This window comes from Streptomyces sp. NPDC093109 (assembly GCF_040701725.1).
Classification (GTDB): Bacteria; Actinomycetota; Actinomycetes; order Streptomycetales; family Streptomycetaceae; genus Streptomyces.
The window spans coordinates 138907-156805 of sequence record NZ_JBFBEZ010000002.1 but is presented as its reverse complement, the minus strand read 5'-3'; the positions used below and the strand labels follow the sequence as shown (position 1 = coordinate 156805).

Genomic DNA, 17899 nt, shown 5'->3' with positions numbered 1-17899 from the left:
ATCCGTTTACACCGCCCTCATCAGCAGGGTCGCGGCGATGAGCACTGCCGTACCTCCGAACATCGAGACCGCATAGGTGCGGGCGTAGCCGTTCTGCAGCTTGCGCAGCCGGCCGGAGAGCCCGCCGAACGACGCCGCGGTGCCGTTGACCACTCCGTCGACCAGGGTGTGGTCGACGTACACGAGGGAGCGGGTGAGGTGCTCGCCGCCGCGTACGAGGACGACATGGTTGAAGTCGTCCTGGAGGAGGTCGCGGCGGGCGGCGCGGGTGAGGAGCGAGCCGCGCGGGGCGGTCACCGGGATGGAGCCGCGTCCGTACAGCAGCCAGGCGATGGCGACGCCGATGACCAGGACGACCATGGTGGCGCCGGTGACGACGCCCGCGCTGATCGGCGCGTCCCCGTGGTCGTGTCCGGTGACGGGCTCCAGCCAGTGCAGGAAGCGGTCACCGAGGGAGAAGAAGCCGCCGGCGAAGACCGAGCCGAAGGCCAGGATGATCATGGGGATGGTCATGGACCTCGGCGACTCGTGCGGGTGCGGCGCCTGTCCTTCCGCGTCCGGCTGCCAGCGCTTCTCCCCGAAGAAGGTCATCAGCATCACGCGCGTCATGTAGAACGCGGTGATCGCGGCGCCGAGCAGGGCTACGGAGCCGAGGATCCAGCCCTCGGTGCCGCCCTTGGCGAAGGCCGCCTCGATGATCTTGTCCTTGGAGAAGAAGCCGGACAGTCCGGGGAAGCCGATGATCGCCAGATAGCCGAGCCCGAAGGTGATGAAGGTGACCGGCATGTACTTCCGCAGGCCGCCGTACTTCCGCATGTCGACCTCGTCGTTCATGCCGTGCATGACCGAACCGGCGCCGAGGAAGAGCCCGGCCTTGAAGAAGCCGTGCGTCACCAGGTGCATGATCGCGAAGACATAGCCGATCGGGCCGAGGCCCGCCGCCAGGATCATGTAGCCGATCTGCGACATCGTCGATCCGGCGAGCGCCTTCTTGATGTCGTCCTTCGCGCAACCGACGATCGCCCCGAACAGGAGCGTCACCGCGCCGACCACCACGACCACCAGCTGGGCGTCCGGGGCCGCGTTGAAGATCGCGCCCGACCGGGTGATCAGATAGACGCCCGCCGTCACCATGGTCGCCGCGTGGATCAGGGCCGAGACCGGGGTCGGGCCCTCCATCGCGTCACCGAGCCAGGACTGGAGCGGCACCTGCGCGGACTTGCCGCAGGCGGCCAGCAGCAGCATCAGGCCGATCGCCGTCAGCTTGCCCTCGGTGGCGCCGCCCGTGGCCTCGAAGACCGGGCCGAAGGCGAAGGTGCCGAAGGTGGTGAACATCAGCATGATGGCGATGGACAGGCCCATGTCGCCGACCCTGTTGACCAGGAACGCCTTCTTGGCGGCCGTGGCCGCGCTGGGCTTGTGCTGCCAGAACCCGATGAGCAGGTACGAGGCGAGCCCGACACCCTCCCAGCCCATGTAGAGCAGCAGGTAGTTGTCGGCGAGGACCAGCAGCAGCATCGCCGCCAGGAACAGGTTCAGATAGCCGAAGAAGCGGCGGCGGCGCTCGTCGTGCTCCATGTATCCGATGGAGTAGACGTGGATCAGCGTGCCCACACCGGTGATCAGCAGGACGAAGGTCATCGACAGCTGGTCGAGCTGGAAGGCCACGTCCGCCCGGAACCCCTCGACGGGGATCCAGCTGAACAGATGCTGGTGCAGGGCGCGTTCCTCCGCGCCCCTGCCGAGCATGTCGGCGAAGAGCACCACGCCGATCACGAAGGACGCGGCGGCCAGCAGGGTGCCGAGCCAGTGGCCCGCGCGGTCGAACCGCCGGCCGCCGCACAGCAGGAGCGCCGCTCCGAGCAGAGGCGCCGCCACGAGCAGCGCAATCAAGTTCTCCACGATTCAGCGACCCCTCAGAGCTTCATCAGGCTGGCGTCGTCGACCGAGGCCGAGTGGCGGGAACGGAAGAGCGACACGATGATCGCGAGCCCGACCACGACCTCCGCGGCGGCGACGACCATCGTGAAGAAGGCGATGATCTGGCCGTCGAGGTTGCCGTGCATACGGGCGAAGGTGACGAACGCGAGATTGCAGGCGTTGAGCATCAGCTCGATGCACATGAAGACCACGATCGCGTTGCGCCGGATCAGCACACCGGCCGCGCCGATGGTGAACAGCAGGGACGCGAGATAGAGGTAGTTGACCGGGTTCATCGCTTCGCCTCCTCCTCGTCGCGGCCGAGTTCGTCACGGCCGAGCCGGTCGGCGGACCGCCGCTCCAGCGCCTTGATGTCGGCGATGGCCTCGGCGGACACATCGCGGATCTGACCGCGGTCCTTGAGCGTCTTCATGACCGTCAGCTCGGACACGGTGCCGTCCGGCAGCAGCCCGGGGATGTCCACCGCGTTGTGCCGGGCGTAGACACCGGGGGCCGGCAGCGGCGGCAGGTGCCTGCCCTCGCGGACCCGCTCCTCCGCCATCTCCCGCTGCGTCTTCGCCCGTTCGGTGCGCTCCCGGTGGGTGAGGAGCATCGCGCCGACGGCCGCGGTGATCAGCAGCGCGCCGGTGATCTCGAACGCGAAGACGTACTTGGTGAAGATGAGGGCGGCCAGCCCCTGGACGTTGCCGCCGGAGTTGGCCTGGCCGAGCCCGTTGAACGAGGTCAGCGAGGCGTTGCCGATACCGGCGATCAGCAGGGTGCCGAAGCCGAGCCCGCAGAGGGCGGCCCACCAGCGCTGGCCCCTGAGCGTCTCCTTGAGGGAGTCGGCCGCGGTGACGCCGACCAGCATCACGACGAAGAGGAAGAGCATCATGATCGCGCCGGTGTAGACGACGACCTGGACGATGCCCAGGAAGTACGCCCCGTTGGCCAGGTAGAAGACCGCGAGGATGATCATCGTCGCGGCCAGGCAGAGCGCGCTGTGCACGGCCTTGCGCATCAGGATCGTACAGAGCGCGCCGACCACGGCGACCGTGCCGAGGATCCAGAACTGGACGGCCTCACCGGTCGAGGTGGTGGAGGCGGCGGCGAGCGTGTTCATGCGCCGACCTCCTCGTCGTGCGGCTTCTCGCCCTTGCTCACGGCGACCTGCCGAACCGTCCCGGGCGCGGCCTCCGTGACCAGCCCCCGGTAGTAGTCCTGCTCGTCCGTGCCGGGGAAGATCGAGTGCGGCGACTCGACCATGCCCTCGTCGAGCCCCGCGAGAAGCTGCTCCTTCGTATAGATGAGGCTCTCGCGGGAGCTGTCGGCCAGCTCGAACTCGTTGGTCATCGTGAGCGCCCGGGTCGGACAGGCCTCGATGCACAGCCCGCACAGGATGCAGCGCGCGTAATTGATCTGGTAGACGCGGCCGTAGCGCTCGCCCGGGGAGTAGCGCTCCTCCTCCGTGTTGTCCGCGCCCTCGACGTAGATCGCGTCCGCCGGGCACGCCCAGGCGCACAGCTCGCAGCCGATGCACTTCTCCAGGCCGTCCGGGTGCCGGTTGAGCTGGTGGCGGCCGTGGAAGCGCGGCGCCGTCACCTTCGGCTGCTCCGGATACTGCTCGGTCAGCCGCTTCTTGAACATGGCCTTGAAGGTCAGCCCGAAGCCGGCCACCGGATTCCGAGGGGGACGCGGGACATCTCCCTCGTGCGCGTGCTGCTGCTCACCCGTGAGTTCGCCCGGGTGTTCGCCCGAAGAGTCAGACACTGTCGGCCTCCTTTCCGTCACTCTCGGTTCCGTCACTCACAGTATTGACCCCACCACTGACAATCAGCTCCCGCTCCCGGTGCGACCGCCTCCGCGGTACGGGTGGCAGCGTCTGGCCGGGCAGCGGCGGTACGGGGAATCCCCCGGCCATCGGGTCGAAGGCGGGTGGCTCCGGTTCGTTCTCGGCCGCGGTCCTGTCCCGCTTGTCACGGAAGACGTCCGCGACGAAGGAGAGCAACAGCAGCAGGATCACCGCGGACACCACGTACAGCACGATCTGCTGGAAGTCGTAGTTCTCGTTGCGCAGGGCCCGTACGGTCGCGACGAGCATCAGCCAGACCACCGAGACCGGGATCAGGACCTTCCAGCCGAGCTTCATCAGCTGGTCGTAGCGGACCCGGGGCAGGGTGCCGCGCAGCCAGATGAAGAAGAACAGCAGCAGCTGGACCTTGAGGACGAACCAGAGCATCGGCCACCAGCCGTGGTTCGCGCCCTCCCAGAACGTGGAGATCGGCCACGGAGCGCGCCAGCCGCCCAGGAAGAGCGTGATGGCGACGGACGAGACGGTGACCATGTTGATGTACTCGGCGAGCATGAACATCGCGAACTTGATCGACGAGTACTCGGTGTTGAAGCCGCCGACGAGGTCGCCCTCGGACTCCGGCATGTCGAACGGGTTGCGGTTCGTCTCACCGACCATCGTGATGATGTAGATGACGAAGGAGACCGGCAGCAGCACCACGTACCAGCGGTCGGCCTGCGCCTCCACGATCGCCGACGTCGACATCGACCCGGAGTAGAGGAACACCGACGCGAACGCGGCGCCCATCGCGATCTCGTACGAGATCATCTGCGCGCACGAACGCAACCCGCCGAGCAGCGGATACGTCGAGCCCGAGGACCAGCCGGCCAGGACGATGCCGTAGATGCCGACCGAGGCGACCGCGAGGATGTAGAGCATCGCGATCGGCAGGTCGGTCAGCTGCATCGCGGTGCGCTGGCCGAAGACCGACACCTCGTTGCCCGCAGGACCGAACGGGATCACGGCGATCGCCATGAACGCGGGGACCACGGCGACGATCGGCGCGAGGACATAGACGACCTTGTCCGCGCGCTTGACGATGATGTCTTCCTTGAGCATCAGCTTCACGCCGTCGGCCAGGGACTGGAGCATGCCCCAGGGGCCGTGTCGGTTGGGGCCGATGCGCAGCTGCATCCAGGCGACGACCTTGCGCTCCCACACGATGGAGAAGAGCACGGTCACCATCAGGAACGCGAAGCAGAACACCGCCTTGACGGCCACGAGCCACCACGGGTCGCCGCCGAACATCGACAGGTCCTCGACGGCGAGTACGGTCCGCGGCGGTGCGGCGAGTTGAGCGAGGGCGGTCATGCGCGCACCTCCGGTGCCGCGTCGGACGGAGAGGCATCGGCCGGATGGGCCGGGGCGATACGGACCAGCGTGCCGGGGCGGGACCCGGTGTCCGAGAGGACGCCGCCGCCCGTGGAGTTCAGCGGCAGCCAGACCACCCGGTCCGGCATCGCCGTCACCAGCAGCGGGAGCGTGACCGTGCCCGCCGGGCCACTGACGGCGAGTTCGTCGCCGTCCTTGACGCCCGTCTCGGCGGCCGTCGCGGCGGAGAGCCGGGCGACCGCGGCATGACGGGTGCCCGCCAGCGCGTCGTCGCCCTCCTGGAGCCGGCCCCGGTCGAGCAGCAGCCGGTGGCCCGCGAGGACCGCCTCGCCGTCGGCGGGCCGGGGCACCGGACGCGCCGTCTCCAGCGGCTCGGTGGCGCGCGGACCGTCCCAGCCGCCGAGCCGGTCCAGCTCGCCGCGTACGGCCCGCAGGTCGGGCAGCCCGATCTCGGTGCCGAGCGCGTCGGCCAGCATGTGCAGGACGCGCGCGTCGCTCGGCGCGAGCCGCCGCGTCATCTGCTCCGGCTTCAGCGACGCCTCGAACAGCCGCGCCCTGCCCTCCCAGTTGAGGAAGGTGCCGGGCTTCTCGGCGACGGCCGCGACCGGCAGAACCACATCGGCCCGCTCACTCACCTCGCTCGGCCGCAGCTCCAGCGAGACGAGGAAGCCGACCGCGTCCAGCGCGGCCCGCGCGGCGGCCGGGTCGGGCAGGTCCGCCACCTCGACCCCGGCGACCAGCAGCGCGGACAGCTCGCCGGTGGTGGCCGCCTCGACGATCCCGCCGGTGTCGCGCCCGTAGCGGTGCGGCAGTTCGGGTACGCCCCAGACCGCGGCGGTCTCCGCACGGGCCCGCGGGTCGGTCGCGGGGCGTCCGCCGGGCAGCAGCGACGGAAGCGCTCCCGCCTCCAGGGCACCGCGCTCGCCCGCCCTGCGCGGGATCCAGACCAGCCGGGCCCCGGTCGCGGTGGCGGCGCGTACGGCGGCGGTCAGCCCGCCGGGTACGGCCGCGAGCCGCTCACCGACGACGATCACGGCGCCCGGCGCGCGCAGCGCCTCCGCGGCCCGCTCGCCGTCCTCGTCCAGCCCCGTACGCCCGGCCAGCGCGTCCAGCCACTCGGTCTCGGTGCCCGGCGCGGCCGGCAGCAGGGTGCCGCCCGCCTTCGCCAGCCCCCGGGTGGCGTACGGCGCGAGCGAGAAGGTCCGCTGGCCGCGCTTGCGGTGGGCCTTGCGCAGCCGCAGGAAGACGCCGGGGGCCTCCTCCTCCGACTCGAAGCCCGCGAGCAGCACCGCCGGCGCCTTCTCCAGCGTGGTGTACGTGATCCCCGTACCGTCCAGGTCCCGGCCCCGGCCCGCGACATGGGCCGCCAGGAAGTCCGCCTCCTCGGCGCTGTGCACGCGCGCGCGGAAGTCGATGTCGTTCGTGTCGAGCGCCACGCGCGCGAACTTCGCGTAGGCGTAGGCGTCCTCGACGGTGAGCCGGCCGCCGGTGAGCACGCCCGTACGTCCGCGCGCGTCCGCCAGGCCGCGGGCCGCGACCTCCAGGGCCTCGGGCCAGCTCGCCGGTTCCAGGACGCCGTCCGCGTTGCGCACCAGGGGCGTCGTCAGACGGTCCGGCTTCTGCGCGTAACGGAAACCAAACCTCCCCTTGTCGCAGATCCACTCCTCGTTGACCTCGGGGTCGTCCGCCGCCATCCGTCGCATCACCTTGCCGCGCCGGTGGTCCGTACGGGTCGCGCAGCCGCCCGCGCAGTGCTCGCAGACGCTCGGTGACGACACCAGGTCGAACGGGCGGGAGCGGAAGCGGTACGCCGCCGAGGTGAGCGCGCCGACCGGGCAGATCTGGATGGTGTTCCCGGAGAAGTACGACTGGAACGGATCGCCCTCGCCCGTGCCGACCTGCTGGAGCGCGCCGCGCTCGATCAGCTCGATCATCGGGTCGCCCGCGACCTGGTTGGAGAACCGGGTGCAGCGGGCGCAGAGCACACAGCGCTCGCGGTCCAGCAGCACCTGGGTGGAGATCGGCACCGGCTTCTGGAAGGTGCGCTTCTTGCCCTCGAAGCGGGAGTCGGCGGAACCGACCTGCATCGCCTGGTTCTGCAGCGGGCACTCACCGCCCTTGTCGCAGACCGGGCAGTCCAGCGGGTGGTTGATGAGCAGCAGCTCCATCACCCCCCGCTGGGCCTTCTCGGCGACCGGCGAGGTCAGCTGCGACTTGACGACCATGCCGTCGGTGCAGGTGATGGTGCAGGAGGCCATCGGCTTGCGCTGGCCCTCGACCTCGACGATGCACTGCCGGCAGGCGCCGGCCGGGTCGAGCAGCGGATGGTCGCAGAAGCGCGGGATCTCGATGCCGAGGAGTTCGGCGGCGCGGATCACCAGCGTCCCCTTGGGGACGGAGATCTCGATGCCGTCGATCGTCAGCGAGACGAGATCCTCCGGCGGGACCGCCGCGCCTTCGCCCCCGGAGTGGGTGGCCGACGTGGTGACGGTCATGCGTTCACCTCCAGGTGCGGGTTCCGGTCGGCCCACACGGTGGACTTCGCGGGGTCGAAGGGGCAGCCCTTGCCGGTGATGTGCTCCTCGTACTCCGCGCGGAAGTACTTGAGCGACGAGAAGATGGGGGAGGCGGCGCCGTCACCGAGCGCGCAGAACGACTTGCCGTTGATCGTGTCGGCGATGTCGTTGAGCTTGTCGATGTCCGACATCCGCCCCTTGCCTGCCTCGATGTCGCGCAGCAACTGGACCAGCCAGTACGTGCCTTCGCGGCACGGGGTGCACTTGCCGCAGGACTCGTGCGCGTAGAACTCGGTCCAGCGGGTGACGGCCCGTACGACACAGGTCGTCTCGTCGAAGCACTGGAGCGCCTTCGTGCCGAGCATCGAGCCGGCGGCGCCCACGCCCTCGTAGTCCAGCGGGACGTCGAGGTGCTCCTCGGTGAACATCGGGGTGGAGGAGCCGCCGGGGGTCCAGAACTTGAGGCGGTGACCGGCCCTGATGCCGCCGCTCATGTCGAGGAGCTGACGCAGCGTGATGCCGAGCGGGGCCTCGTACTGGCCGGGGCTGGTGACATGGCCGCTGAGCGAGTAGAGCGTGAAGCCCGGGGACTTCTCGCTGCCCATCGACTTGAACCAGTCCTTGCCCCGGTTGAGGATCGCGGGAACCGAGGCGATGGACTCCACGTTGTTCACCACAGTGGGGCAGGCGTAGAGGCCCGCCACCGCCGGGAAGGGAGGACGCAGCCGGGGCTGTCCGCGACGGCCCTCCAGGGAGTCCAGCAGCGCGGTCTCCTCGCCGCAGATGTACGCGCCGGCGCCCGCGTGCACGACGACGTCGAGGTCGAGGCCGCTGCCGAGGATGTTCCTGCCGAGGTAGCCCGCCGCGTAGGCCTCGCGTACCGCTTCGTGGAGTCTGCGCAGTACGGGGACGACCTCGCCGCGCAGATAGATGAACGCCTGCTGCGAGCGGATCGCGTAACAGGCGATCACGATGCCCTCGATGAGGGCGTGCGGATTGGCGAAGAGCAGGGGGATGTCCTTGCAGGTTCCCGGCTCCGACTCGTCCGCGTTGACAACAAGATAGTGCGGTTTGCCGTCGCCCTGCGGAATGAACTGCCACTTCATGCCGGTGGGGAAGCCGGCGCCGCCCCTGCCGCGCAGGCCCGCGTCCTTGACGTACGCGATGAGGTCGTCGGGCGCCATCGCGAGGGCCTTGCGCAGGCCCCGGTAGCCCTCGTGCCGTTCGTAGGTGGCCAGGGTCCAGGACTCCGGCTGGTCCCAGAAGGCGGAGAGGACGGGGGCGAGGAGCTTCTCGGGGCTGGTGCCGTTCTGGTCGAGCTGGGTCGCCATGGTCATCACTCCCCCTCCTCGGCTGCGCCGGGCTGCGGTTCGTCCTGGGGATGCGCGCCGTCCCGGGGCCGTACGACCCGCTGCGGGATCTCGCCCTTGGCGAGCCGGAGGCCGATCAGCGAGGCGGGCCCGGCACCGCCGGTGGCCTCGACGGCGCCGGGGCGCTCGTCGGGGAAGCCGGCCAGGATCCGGGCGGTCTCCTTGTACGTGCAGAGCGGGGCGCCCCGGGTGGGTTCGACGGTGCGGCCGTCGCGGAGGTCGTCGACGAGCCGGGTGGCGCTCTGTGGCGTCTGGTTGTCGAAGAACTCCCAGTTGACCATCACCACGGGCGCGAAGTCGCAGGCGGCGTTGCACTCGATGTGTTCGAGCGTGATCTTCCCGTCCTCGGTGGTCTCGTTGTTGCCGACACCGAGGTGCTCCTTGAGCGTGTCGAAGATGGCGTCGCCGCCCATCACCGCGCAGAGCGTGTTGGTGCAGACCCCGACCTGGTAGTCGCCGCTGGGGGCGCGCCGGTACATGGAGTAGAAGGTCGCGACGGCGGTGACCTCGGCGGTGGTCAGGCCGAGCAGCCCGGCGCAGAACGCCATGCCCGTACGGGAGACGTATCCCTCCTCGGACTGGGTGAGGTGCAGCAGGGGAAGGAGTGCGGACCGGCTGTCCGGGTAGCGCGCGATGATGTCCTTCGCGTCGGCCTCCAGCCGGGCGCGCACATCGGCCGGGTAGTCCGGCGCGGGCAGCTGCGGCATGCCCAGGCTGACCTGGGAATCGGGCGGTGTGGCGGTCACCGGTCGACGCCTCCCATCACGGGGTCGATGGACGCCACGGCGACGATGACGTCGGCGATCTGGCCGCCCTCGCACATCGCTGCCATGGACTGGAGATTGGTGAAGGACGGGTCGCGGAAGTGGACCCGGTACGGGCGGGTGCCGCCGTCGGAGACGACATGCGCGCCGAGTTCGCCCTTGGGCGACTCCACGGCCGCGTACGCCTGGCCGGCCGGGACCCGGAAGCCCTCCGTCACCAGCTTGAAGTGGTGGATCAGCGCTTCCATCGAGGTGCCCATGATGTTCTTGATGTGGTCGAGCGAGTTACCGAGTCCGTCCGGGCCGAGCGCGAGCTGCGCGGGCCAGGCGATCTTCTTGTCGGCGACCATCACCGGGCCCGGCTCCAGCCGGTCGAGGCACTGTTCGACGATCCGCAGCGACTGGCGCATCTCTTCGAGGCGGATGAGGAAGCGGCCGTACGCGTCGCAGGTGTCGGCGGTCGGGACGTCGAAGTCGAAGGTCTCGTAGCCGCAGTACGGGTCGCTCCTGCGCAGGTCGTGCGGGAGGCCGGCGGAGCGCAGGACGGGTCCTGTGGCGCCGAGGGCCATGCAGCCGGTCAGGTCGAGATAACCGACGTCCTGCATACGGGCCTTGAAGATGGGGTTGCCGGTGGCGAGCTGGTCGTACTCCGGGAGGTTCTTCCTGAGCTTCTTCACCAGCTCGCGCAGGGAGTCGGTGGCGCCGGGGGGCAGGTCCTGGGCGAGGCCGCCTGGCCGGATGAACGCGTGGTTCATCCGCAGGCCGGTGATCAGCTCGTAGGCATCGAGAATCAGTTCACGATCGCGGAAGCCGTAGATCATGATCGTCGTCGCGCCGAGTTCCATACCGCCGGTGGCGATGCAGACGAGGTGCGAGGAGAGCCGGTTCAGCTCCATGAGCAGGACGCGCAGGAGGGTGGCCCGGTCGGGGATGTCGTTCTCGATGCCGAGGAGTTTCTCGACGCCCAGGCAGTACGCCGTCTCGTTGAAGAACGACGTCAGGTAGTCCATGCGCGTGACGAAGGTGGTGCCCTGCGTCCAGTTGCGGAATTCGAGGTTCTTCTCGATACCGGTGTGCAGATAGCCGATACCGCAGCGGGCCTCGGTGACGGTCTCGCCGTCGATCTCCAGGATCAGCCGCAGCACTCCGTGGGTGGAGGGGTGCTGGGGGCCCATGTTGACGACGATCCGCTCGTCGTCGGCCTGGGCGGCGGACTGGACGACCTCGTCCCAGTCGCCGCCGGTGACCGTGTAGACGGTGCCCTCGGTGGTCTCCCTGGGCGGGGCGGCGGAGGCGTCGGGAGCGTCCGCGGAAGCGTGTGAAGTGGTCATCAGGAGTACGACCTCCGCTGGTCCGGAGCCGGGATCTGGGCGCCCTTGTACTCGACGGCGATGCCGCCGAGCGGGTAGTCCTTGCGCTGCGGGAAGCCCTGCCAGTCGTCCGGCATCATGATCCGGGTCAGGGCCGGATGTCCGTCGAAGATCAGACCGAAGAAGTCGTACGTCTCGCGCTCGTGCCAGTCGTTGGTCGGATAGACCCCTACGAGGGACGGCACATGCGGGTCGGCGTCCGGGGCGGAGACCTCCAGCCGGATCAGCCGGCCGTGGGTGAGCGAGCGCAGATGGTAGACGGCGTGCAGCTCGCGGCCCTTGTCGTTGGGGAAGTGGACGCCCGACACCCCCGTACACAGCTCGAAGCGGAGGGCGGGGTCGTCGCGCAGGGTGCGGGCGACGCGGACGAGGTGTTCGCGGGCGATGTGGAAGGTGAGTTCGCCGCGGTCGACGACCGTCTTCTCGATGGCGTTGCCGGGGAGGAGTCCCTGCTCCTCCAGGGCGCCTTCGAGTTCGTCGGCGATCTCGTCGAAGGCTCCGCCGGGTCCGCCGTACGGCCGAGGGGTCGCGCCGGGGAACATGACGGTCCTGACGAGGCCGCCGTAGCCCGTGGTGTCCGCGCCCTTGGCGGCGCCGAACATGCCGCGCTGGACGCGGATGGCCTCGCCGGTGCCGTCGTGCGGAACGGGAACGGCGTCCTCTGGTCGCTGCTCGTCACTCACCGGAGAAGCCCCTTCATCTCGATCGTCGGAAGCGCCTTCAGCGCCGCTTCCTCCGCCTCACGGGCCGCTTCCTCGGCGTTCACCCCGAGCTTCGAACCCTGGATCTTCTGGTGGAGCTTGAGAATCGCGTCCATCAGCATCTCGGGGCGCGGCGGACAGCCGGGCAAATAGATATCGACCGGGACGATATGATCCACACCCTGCACAATCGCGTAATTGTTGAACATTCCGCCCGATGAAGCGCAAACCCCCATGGAAATAACCCACTTGGGGTTGGGCATCTGGTCATAGACCTGCCGCAGGACGGGCGCCATCTTCTGGCTGACCCGTCCGGCCACGATCATCAGGTCGGCCTGGCGCGGCGAGCCGCGGAAGACCTCCATCCCGAACCGCGCCAGGTCGTACCGCCCGGCGCCGGTCGTCATCATCTCGATGGCGCAGCAGGCGAGGCCGAAGGTCGCGGGGAACACCGACGACTTCCGCACCCAGCCCGAGGCCTGTTCGACGGTGGTCAGCAGAAAACCGCTCGGCAGCTTCTCTTCGAGTCCCATGGGTTCCCCCTCAGCCCCTTCAGTCCCATTCCAGGCCGCCGCGCCGCCACACATACGCATAGGCGACGAAGACGGTGAGCACGAAGAGCAGCATCTCCACGAGCCCGAAAATCCCCAGGGAGTCGAAGGTGACCGCCCAGGGGTAAAGGAAGACGACCTCGATATCGAAAATGATGAAGAGCATCGCCGTCAGGTAGTACTTGATGGGGAATCGGCCGCCTCCGGCCGGCGTCGGCGTGGGCTCGATGCCACACTCGTACGCTTCGATTTTCGCCCGGTTGTAGCGCTTTGGACCGATAAGCGTGGCCATGACCACGGAGAAGATCGCAAACCCGGCCCCCAGAGCGCCGAGCACGAGGATGGGTGCGTAGGCATTCACGCCCCTCAGCTCCTTCCAGTCGTCCTTGACCGTTGGATCGCACCGGGCGGTTCACATCGCCGCCCCGCCGCGGATCGCTGAAGATCGCGTACATGTGAGGCAGTTCACAAGCCCGACTGCCCCGCATCCTATGCCGACTGGTCTGTGATCTGCGACACGGGGTACAGCAACGTCTTTGTGATCTCCACCACCTGACGAAGGATCATGAACCCGGGTGAGCGGTGATCTTCATACGCGAAGGCGCCACGCGATCACCAGATGTGACATTCACGCCTGTTGACGCTGGTCGGAGGGGTGCGGCCCTACCAAGAGATGCAACCTACAAACAAATTGGCGATGAGACGCTTTCGAGTGATAAGGCGCGGGGACTCACTCGGGCGAGGGGTACGCAGGGAGCGAAGTGGACACGTGCACGCATTCACGAGCAAAGAAGTACGTGCTCGCGCGGGGCCGGAGCAGGTACCGCGGGCGCCGTGATCCCCTTGACGGCCGAACGGTGACCTCCCTGTGACCTGCACCACTCCACCCCACCCCGCAGAGAAGCGGGCTTGGCCATCGAATCGAAGGGGTGGTATGCACTCGGCAATTCGGACCTTTAGCGGAAAGGCTCAGATCACAGCCGTGTTCACCCATGCCCGGTTTGACCGTTACGGCGTCAATAAGGCCCGGCGCTAAGCGGATTCACAGATTCCGGGCACAACTGTGGCGCAGGACACGTTTCTTGACGGGAATGGGGTCCGGCCTGATAGCGGTTGTCCCATGTCCCACACCGCTCAGATACCCAGCCACCGGAAACCCCGCCGGAGCGCGCAGAAGGTCACCGTCATCCGCGCCGGAGTCACCGGTGGTGTGCTCAGCACCATCGCGATCGCCGCGGCCGCCGGTCCGGCGAACGCCGACGCGGTGACCCAGACCATCGAGATGCCCACGCTCACCTCCGGGCTCGCGAGCGACTTCGCCAAGTCCGCCGACGCCACCCAGCGGGTCGCCAACAACCTGGACCTGCGCGCCCAGGAGGACGCCGCGGTCGCCAAGGCCGCGAAGTCCGCCAAGACGGCCAAGGCCGAGGCGGAGCGCAGGGCAGAGGCGGAGAAGAAGAAGGCGGAGGCCGAGGCCCGCGCCGAGGCCGCCCGGGTCGCCGAGGCCGAGCGCGCCTCCCGTACCGCCGAGCGGACCGTCCTCACCGCGTCCTCCTCGAACACGGGATCGGGTTCCAACTCCGGCTCCTCCACCGGGTCGTCCACCGCGACCAGCACCACGTCGACCGTGACGTCGCAGGCGACCGGCTCCGCCGCAGCCGTCGTCGCGTTCGTCCAGTCGCACGTCGGCGACGCGTACATCATGGGCTCCACCGGCCCCAACGCGTGGGACTGCTCCGGCCTCGTCCAGGCCGCGTACAACCAGATCGGTGTGAACCTCCCCCGGGTGTCGCAGGACCAGTCGACGGCCGGCACCCAGGTCTCGCTGAGCAACCTCCAGCCGGGCGACATCCTCTACTGGGGCGGTGCGGGCAGCGCTTACCACACGGCCATCTACATCGGCGACGGCCAGTTCATCGGCGCCCAGAACCCCAGCAAGGGCGTCGTACAGGCCTCCCTGGACTACGACCCGCCGAGCGGCGCCGTCCGCGTCCTCTGAGCGCCTCCACAAGCTCGGCCGAGGCCCGCACCCCGCTGCTCGGGGGGTGCGGGCCTCAGTCGTACCCCGGTTCGACTCGCGGGTAACCCGGATGGCTGACACACGCCACGGGCGCACCGAACGCCTCACGGGTGGGTAGGACTGGACCAGCCGCTCGTGAGGGCGGCGGTGAACGGATCGGAGCCCTGCCGCGTAGTAGTGAGTCAGTACCGAGTCAGCACGTCTTGGATCACACCTCGCACCAAGGGCGATCTCCCTGCCCAGGAGGAACCCCCCATGACCACCAAAGGCATCGACGTCTCGTCCCACCAGAACTCGACCTACAGCACGACCGGCCTCGACTTCGTCTTCGTCAAGGCCACCGAGGGGACGTCGTACCTCAACCCCAGGATGACCGCGCAGGCCGGGCACGCCCGCGCCGCCGGACTCGTCGTCGGCTTCTACCACTTCCTGCGGCCCGGGGACATGAAGGCGCAGGCCACGTACTTCGTGGAGAAGTGCGCGAGCCTCCCGCACGACCCGCTCTTCGCCGACTGGGAGGACGACGGCGTCTCCAACGCCGAGAAGGACGCCTTCATCGCCGAGGTGAAGCGGCAGCGCGGCGCCACCCACCGGGTCGGCCTCTACTGCGGCCAGTACTACTGGCTGAACCGCGATAAAACGAGCAACGCGGGCGACGCGCTGTGGATCGCGGACTACGTGACGGCGGGCAAGCCCCGGATCACCGCGCCCTGGAAGTTCCACCAGTACACGGACAGTCCGATCGATACGAACGTCGGGGCGTTCGCCGACCGGGCCGCACTGCGCGCCTGGGCGAAGAAGGGCTGAGACGGTGACCCCGGTCTCAGGCTTTCGGCGCCACCTTCGACAGGCCGTTGATGACGCGGTCCATCGCGTCACCGCCCGTCGGATCCGTCAGGTTCGCCAGCATCTTCAGGGTGAACTTCATCAGCAGCGGATGGGTCAGCCCGTGCTGGGTGGCCAGCTTCATGACCTTCGGGTTGCCGATGATCTTCACGAACGCGCGGCCCAGCGTGTAGTAGCCGCCGTAGGTGTCCTTGAGGATCTTCGGATAGTGCCGCAGCGCCAGTTCGCGCTGGCCGGGGGTGGCGCGGGCATGGGCCTGGACGATGACGTCCGCCGCGATCTGCCCCGACTCCATGGCGTACGCGATGCCCTCGCCGTTGAACGGGTTGACCATGCCGCCCGCGTCACCGACCAGCAGCAGGCCCTTGGTGTAGTGCGGCTGCCGGTTGAACGCCATCGGCAGCGCGGCGCCGCGGATCGGCCCCGTCATGTTGTCCGGGGTGTACCCCCACTCCTCCGGCATCGAGGCGCACCAGGCCTTGAGCACCTCGCGCCAGTCCAGCTCCTGGTACGCGGAGGACGAGTTGAGGATCCCCAGGCCGACGTTGGACGTACCGTCGCCCATGCCGAAGACCCAGCCGTAGCCGGGCAGCAGCTTGTCCTCGCCGGGGCCTCGCCGGTCCCACAGCTCCAGCCAGGACTCCAGATAGTCGTCGTCGTGGCGGGGCGAGGTGAAGTACGTGCGGACGGCCACCCCCATCGGCCGGTCCTCGCGCCGGTGGAGGCCCATCGCGAGGGAGAGCCGTGTCGAGTTGCCGTCGGCGGCGACGACGAGCGGCGCGCGGAAGGTGACCGGGGTCTTCTCCTCGCCGAGCTTGGCGTGCACACCGACGATCCGGCCGGTGCGCTCGTCCAGGATCGGGGCTCCGACGTTGCACCGCTCGTACAGCCGGGCGCCGGCCTTCTGGGCCTGGCGGGCGAGCAGGTCGTCGAAGTCGTCCCGCTTGCGGACCAGTCCGTAGTCCGGATACGCGGCGAGGTCCGGCCAGTCGAGCTGGAGCCGTACGCCGCCGCCGATGATCCGCAGGCCCTTGTTCCGCAGCCAGCCGGCCTCTTCGGAGATGTCGATCCCCATCGACACCAACTGCTTGGTGGCGCGGGGCGTCAGGCCGTCGCCGCAGACCTTCTCGCGCGGGAAGGCCGTCTTCTCCAGCAGCAGGACGTCGAGTCCGGCCTTGGCCAGGTAGTACGCCGTCGTCGAACCGGCCGGTCCGGCGCCGACGACGATGACATCCGCGGTGTTTTCGGAGAGGGGCTCGGTCACAGCGGGTTCTCCCGAAGACTAGAAATGGCGTACCGGTCGGCACTCGACATGTGCAGTCTATGGGTGCGTACCGATCTCCCCAGTGAAGGGCTGCCCTCGTGGACCACATCACCAAGCCGCTCCCCGTGGTACAGCTCCGCGTGCCCACGGAGGAGGACGCGTTCCTCTGGCACGAGGTCTTCAACGACCGTGAGGTGATGGAGTTCCACGGCGGCGCCCCCGCCGAACTCTCGGTGTACGCGGAGCTGACCGCGCGGCAGCGCAGGCACGACGCGGAGCGCGGCTTCTGCTTCTGGACGATGCTGGACGGGCAGGGCGAGGTCATCGGCTTCACCGGCGCCCAGCCCTGGCCGCACCAGCACATGGGGCCGGTCGGCGAGATAGAGATCGGCTGGCGCCTGGGCCGGGCGCACTGGGGCCGGGGCTACGCGACGGCCGCCGCCCGCACCACACTGGAGCGGGTCCGGGCGGCGGGCGTCGAGCGCGTCGTGGCGATGGTCAACTCCCGCAACACCCGCTCGGCGGCGTTGGCCAGGCGGCTGGGCATGGAGGAGGACGAGACGTCCGCGTTCTCGTTCTCCTCGAAGACGGACGGGACGGAGCAGCGGGCGCTCTGCTTCCGGCTCGACCTGTGACCCGGCAGCCCCTGCATATGCCGGAGCACCGCCACAAGAGTCACCACTCAGGCATCGATGTGTCATTTGCGGCCAAGTACTGAAGTAAAGCGAAAGGGATCAGTCGCTTCCCCGGATGCTGTGCGAGCACCGGCCCTGCCCGGGCCGGTCTCACCGAAGGAGCGATCCTTGAAGAAGCTACTGGCCCGGACGACGGCCGCCCTCGCCACGGCCGCCTCGCTCGTACTGATGCCGCTGGCCGCCTCTCCCGCCCGGGCGGCCGTCGCCGCCGACCACCCCGGGATGACCTGGAGCGTGGTCAACAAGGGGAGCGACGGCACCGTCCAGCCCAGCTCCGACGCCGTGACCGACGCGTACAACGGCGACACCCCGGCGAGCGAGACACTGCCCGTGCTGTGTCTGAGAATCACGAACGCGCCCCTGCCCGCCAGTGTCACCCCGGACTTCTATACCGGATGGGCGCGCGGCACGGTCGCCGCGACCCCGCCCGTCCAGGGCAGCACACTGACCGGCCGGGCCGTGGCCGACGCGCTGTGCGCCCAGTACTACGGGCCGGGCTGGCGGATGGCCGAGTTCCATGACGGCCGCTACGGTCCCGATCTGTCGTGGTCGGGCGGCTGGTCGTTCTGGGCCCACGGCTATCTGCCGGAGAACACCCGCTTCTGGGTGGCCATCGACGACCAGGCCGCCAACCCCTGGAACTGACGGGCACCGAGCCGGTGCCGCGGCGGGCTCACGGAACCCGCGAGTCCGTCACG

17 protein-coding genes are annotated in these 17899 nt (G+C 69.0%); 4 read left to right on the top strand and 13 right to left on the bottom strand.

Annotated elements, in window-relative coordinates; genetic code table 11:
* Positions 1–6 precede the first annotated feature (6 nt).
* From nuoL to AB0389_RS02990, 12 genes are all read right to left on the bottom strand, one after another.
* Positions 7–1902 (bottom strand): NADH-quinone oxidoreductase subunit L, encoded by a 1896-nt coding sequence (nuoL, locus tag AB0389_RS03045; protein ID WP_366393562.1) that lies wholly within the window; start codon positions 1900–1902, stop codon positions 7–9.
* A 14-nt stretch (positions 1903–1916) separates the two neighbouring features.
* Positions 1917–2216 carry an NADH-quinone oxidoreductase subunit NuoK gene (gene nuoK, locus AB0389_RS03040; RefSeq protein WP_114622923.1) on the bottom strand — a complete coding sequence of 100 codons (300 nt, stop codon included), beginning with the start codon at positions 2214–2216 and terminating at the stop codon, positions 1917–1919.
* Positions 2213–3043: an NADH-quinone oxidoreductase subunit J gene (locus tag AB0389_RS03035; protein ID WP_366393561.1), complete on the bottom strand. Its 831-nt coding sequence runs from the start codon at positions 3041–3043 to the stop codon at positions 2213–2215. The genes nuoK and AB0389_RS03035 overlap by 4 nt, the downstream gene beginning before the upstream one ends.
* A complete protein-coding gene (gene nuoI / locus AB0389_RS03030) occupies positions 3040–3597 on the bottom strand; it encodes an NADH-quinone oxidoreductase subunit NuoI (protein ID WP_366393760.1) in 558 nt (185 codons plus the stop codon). The genes AB0389_RS03035 and nuoI overlap by 4 nt, the downstream gene beginning before the upstream one ends.
* A gap of 85 nt (positions 3598–3682) precedes the next feature.
* The gene (gene nuoH / locus AB0389_RS03025; RefSeq protein ID WP_366393560.1) at positions 3683–5083 is read right to left on the bottom strand and encodes an NADH-quinone oxidoreductase subunit NuoH; all 1401 of its coding nucleotides are present in this window, start codon (positions 5081–5083) and stop codon (positions 3683–3685) included.
* A complete protein-coding gene (locus AB0389_RS03020; protein ID WP_366393559.1) occupies positions 5080–7599 on the bottom strand; it encodes an NADH-quinone oxidoreductase subunit G in 2520 nt (839 codons plus the stop codon). Before AB0389_RS03020 ends, nuoH begins: the two co-directional genes overlap by 4 nt.
* The gene (gene nuoF / locus AB0389_RS03015; protein ID WP_366393558.1) at positions 7596–8957 is read right to left on the bottom strand and encodes an NADH-quinone oxidoreductase subunit NuoF; all 1362 of its coding nucleotides are present in this window, start codon (positions 8955–8957) and stop codon (positions 7596–7598) included. Before nuoF ends, AB0389_RS03020 begins: the two co-directional genes overlap by 4 nt.
* Complete coding sequence (gene nuoE / locus AB0389_RS03010; protein WP_366393557.1) at positions 8957–9736, bottom strand: NADH-quinone oxidoreductase subunit NuoE; 780 nt, start codon at positions 9734–9736, stop codon at positions 8957–8959. The genes nuoF and nuoE overlap by 1 nt, the downstream gene beginning before the upstream one ends.
* Positions 9733–11085, bottom strand: a complete 1353-nt coding sequence (locus tag AB0389_RS03005; RefSeq protein WP_366393556.1) for an NADH-quinone oxidoreductase subunit D — start codon at positions 11083–11085, stop codon at positions 9733–9735. Before AB0389_RS03005 ends, nuoE begins: the two co-directional genes overlap by 4 nt.
* Complete coding sequence (locus AB0389_RS03000) at positions 11085–11807, bottom strand: NADH-quinone oxidoreductase subunit C (protein ID WP_366393555.1); 723 nt, start codon at positions 11805–11807, stop codon at positions 11085–11087. The genes AB0389_RS03005 and AB0389_RS03000 overlap by 1 nt, the downstream gene beginning before the upstream one ends.
* Complete coding sequence (locus AB0389_RS02995) at positions 11804–12358, bottom strand: NADH-quinone oxidoreductase subunit B family protein (protein ID WP_066948586.1); 555 nt, start codon at positions 12356–12358, stop codon at positions 11804–11806. Before AB0389_RS02995 ends, AB0389_RS03000 begins: the two co-directional genes overlap by 4 nt.
* Positions 12359–12377: 19 nt before the next feature.
* Positions 12378–12737: an NADH-quinone oxidoreductase subunit A gene (locus AB0389_RS02990; protein ID WP_114659735.1), complete on the bottom strand. Its 360-nt coding sequence runs from the start codon at positions 12735–12737 to the stop codon at positions 12378–12380.
* A 759-nt stretch (positions 12738–13496) separates the two neighbouring features.
* Here AB0389_RS02990 and AB0389_RS02985 point away from each other — a divergent pair.
* Positions 13497–14375: a C40 family peptidase gene (locus AB0389_RS02985; RefSeq protein ID WP_366393554.1), complete on the top strand. Its 879-nt coding sequence runs from the start codon at positions 13497–13499 to the stop codon at positions 14373–14375.
* Positions 14376–14651: 276 nt separating this feature from the next.
* Positions 14652–15203, top strand: a complete 552-nt coding sequence (locus tag AB0389_RS02980; protein WP_366393553.1) for a glycoside hydrolase family 25 protein — start codon at positions 14652–14654, stop codon at positions 15201–15203.
* A 16-nt stretch (positions 15204–15219) separates the two neighbouring features.
* Here AB0389_RS02980 and AB0389_RS02975 read toward each other — a convergent pair whose 3' ends face one another.
* Positions 15220–16506: a geranylgeranyl reductase family protein gene (locus tag AB0389_RS02975; protein ID WP_366393552.1), complete on the bottom strand. Its 1287-nt coding sequence runs from the start codon at positions 16504–16506 to the stop codon at positions 15220–15222.
* Positions 16507–16613: 107 nt separating this feature from the next.
* Between AB0389_RS02975 and AB0389_RS02970 the strand changes: the two genes are divergently transcribed.
* Both AB0389_RS02970 and AB0389_RS02965 read left to right on the top strand, forming a co-directional pair.
* On the top strand, positions 16614–17141 hold the full coding sequence (locus AB0389_RS02970; protein WP_366393759.1) for a GNAT family N-acetyltransferase: 528 nt from the start codon (positions 16614–16616) through the stop codon (positions 17139–17141).
* 168 nt (positions 17142–17309) lie between these two features.
* Positions 17310–17846, top strand: coding sequence for a hypothetical protein (locus AB0389_RS02965; RefSeq protein WP_366393551.1), 537 nt, complete (start codon positions 17310–17312; stop codon positions 17844–17846).
* Positions 17847–17899: the final 53 nt, after the last annotated feature.

What these genes read in the sequence shown, in the direction of transcription:
- nuoH (WP_366393560.1), bottom strand. Translation starts at nt 5,083, where the DNA reads ATGACCGCCCTCGCTCAACTCGCCGCACCGCCGCGGACCGTACTCGCC.
- AB0389_RS02980 (WP_366393553.1), top strand. Translation starts at nt 14,652, where the DNA reads ATGACCACCAAAGGCATCGACGTCTCGTCCCACCAGAACTCGACCTAC.
- AB0389_RS03020 (WP_366393559.1), bottom strand. Translation starts at nt 7,599, where the DNA reads ATGACCGTCACCACGTCGGCCACCCACTCCGGGGGCGAAGGCGCGGCG.
- AB0389_RS03005 (WP_366393556.1), bottom strand. Translation starts at nt 11,085, where the DNA reads ATGACCACTTCACACGCTTCCGCGGACGCTCCCGACGCCTCCGCCGCC.
- AB0389_RS02985 (WP_366393554.1), top strand. Translation starts at nt 13,497, where the DNA reads ATGTCCCACACCGCTCAGATACCCAGCCACCGGAAACCCCGCCGGAGC.
- nuoF (WP_366393558.1), bottom strand. Translation starts at nt 8,957, where the DNA reads ATGACCATGGCGACCCAGCTCGACCAGAACGGCACCAGCCCCGAGAAG.
- AB0389_RS02995 (WP_066948586.1), bottom strand. Translation starts at nt 12,358, where the DNA reads ATGGGACTCGAAGAGAAGCTGCCGAGCGGTTTTCTGCTGACCACCGTC.
- AB0389_RS03035 (WP_366393561.1), bottom strand. Translation starts at nt 3,043, where the DNA reads ATGAACACGCTCGCCGCCGCCTCCACCACCTCGACCGGTGAGGCCGTC.
- nuoK (WP_114622923.1), bottom strand. Translation starts at nt 2,216, where the DNA reads ATGAACCCGGTCAACTACCTCTATCTCGCGTCCCTGCTGTTCACCATC.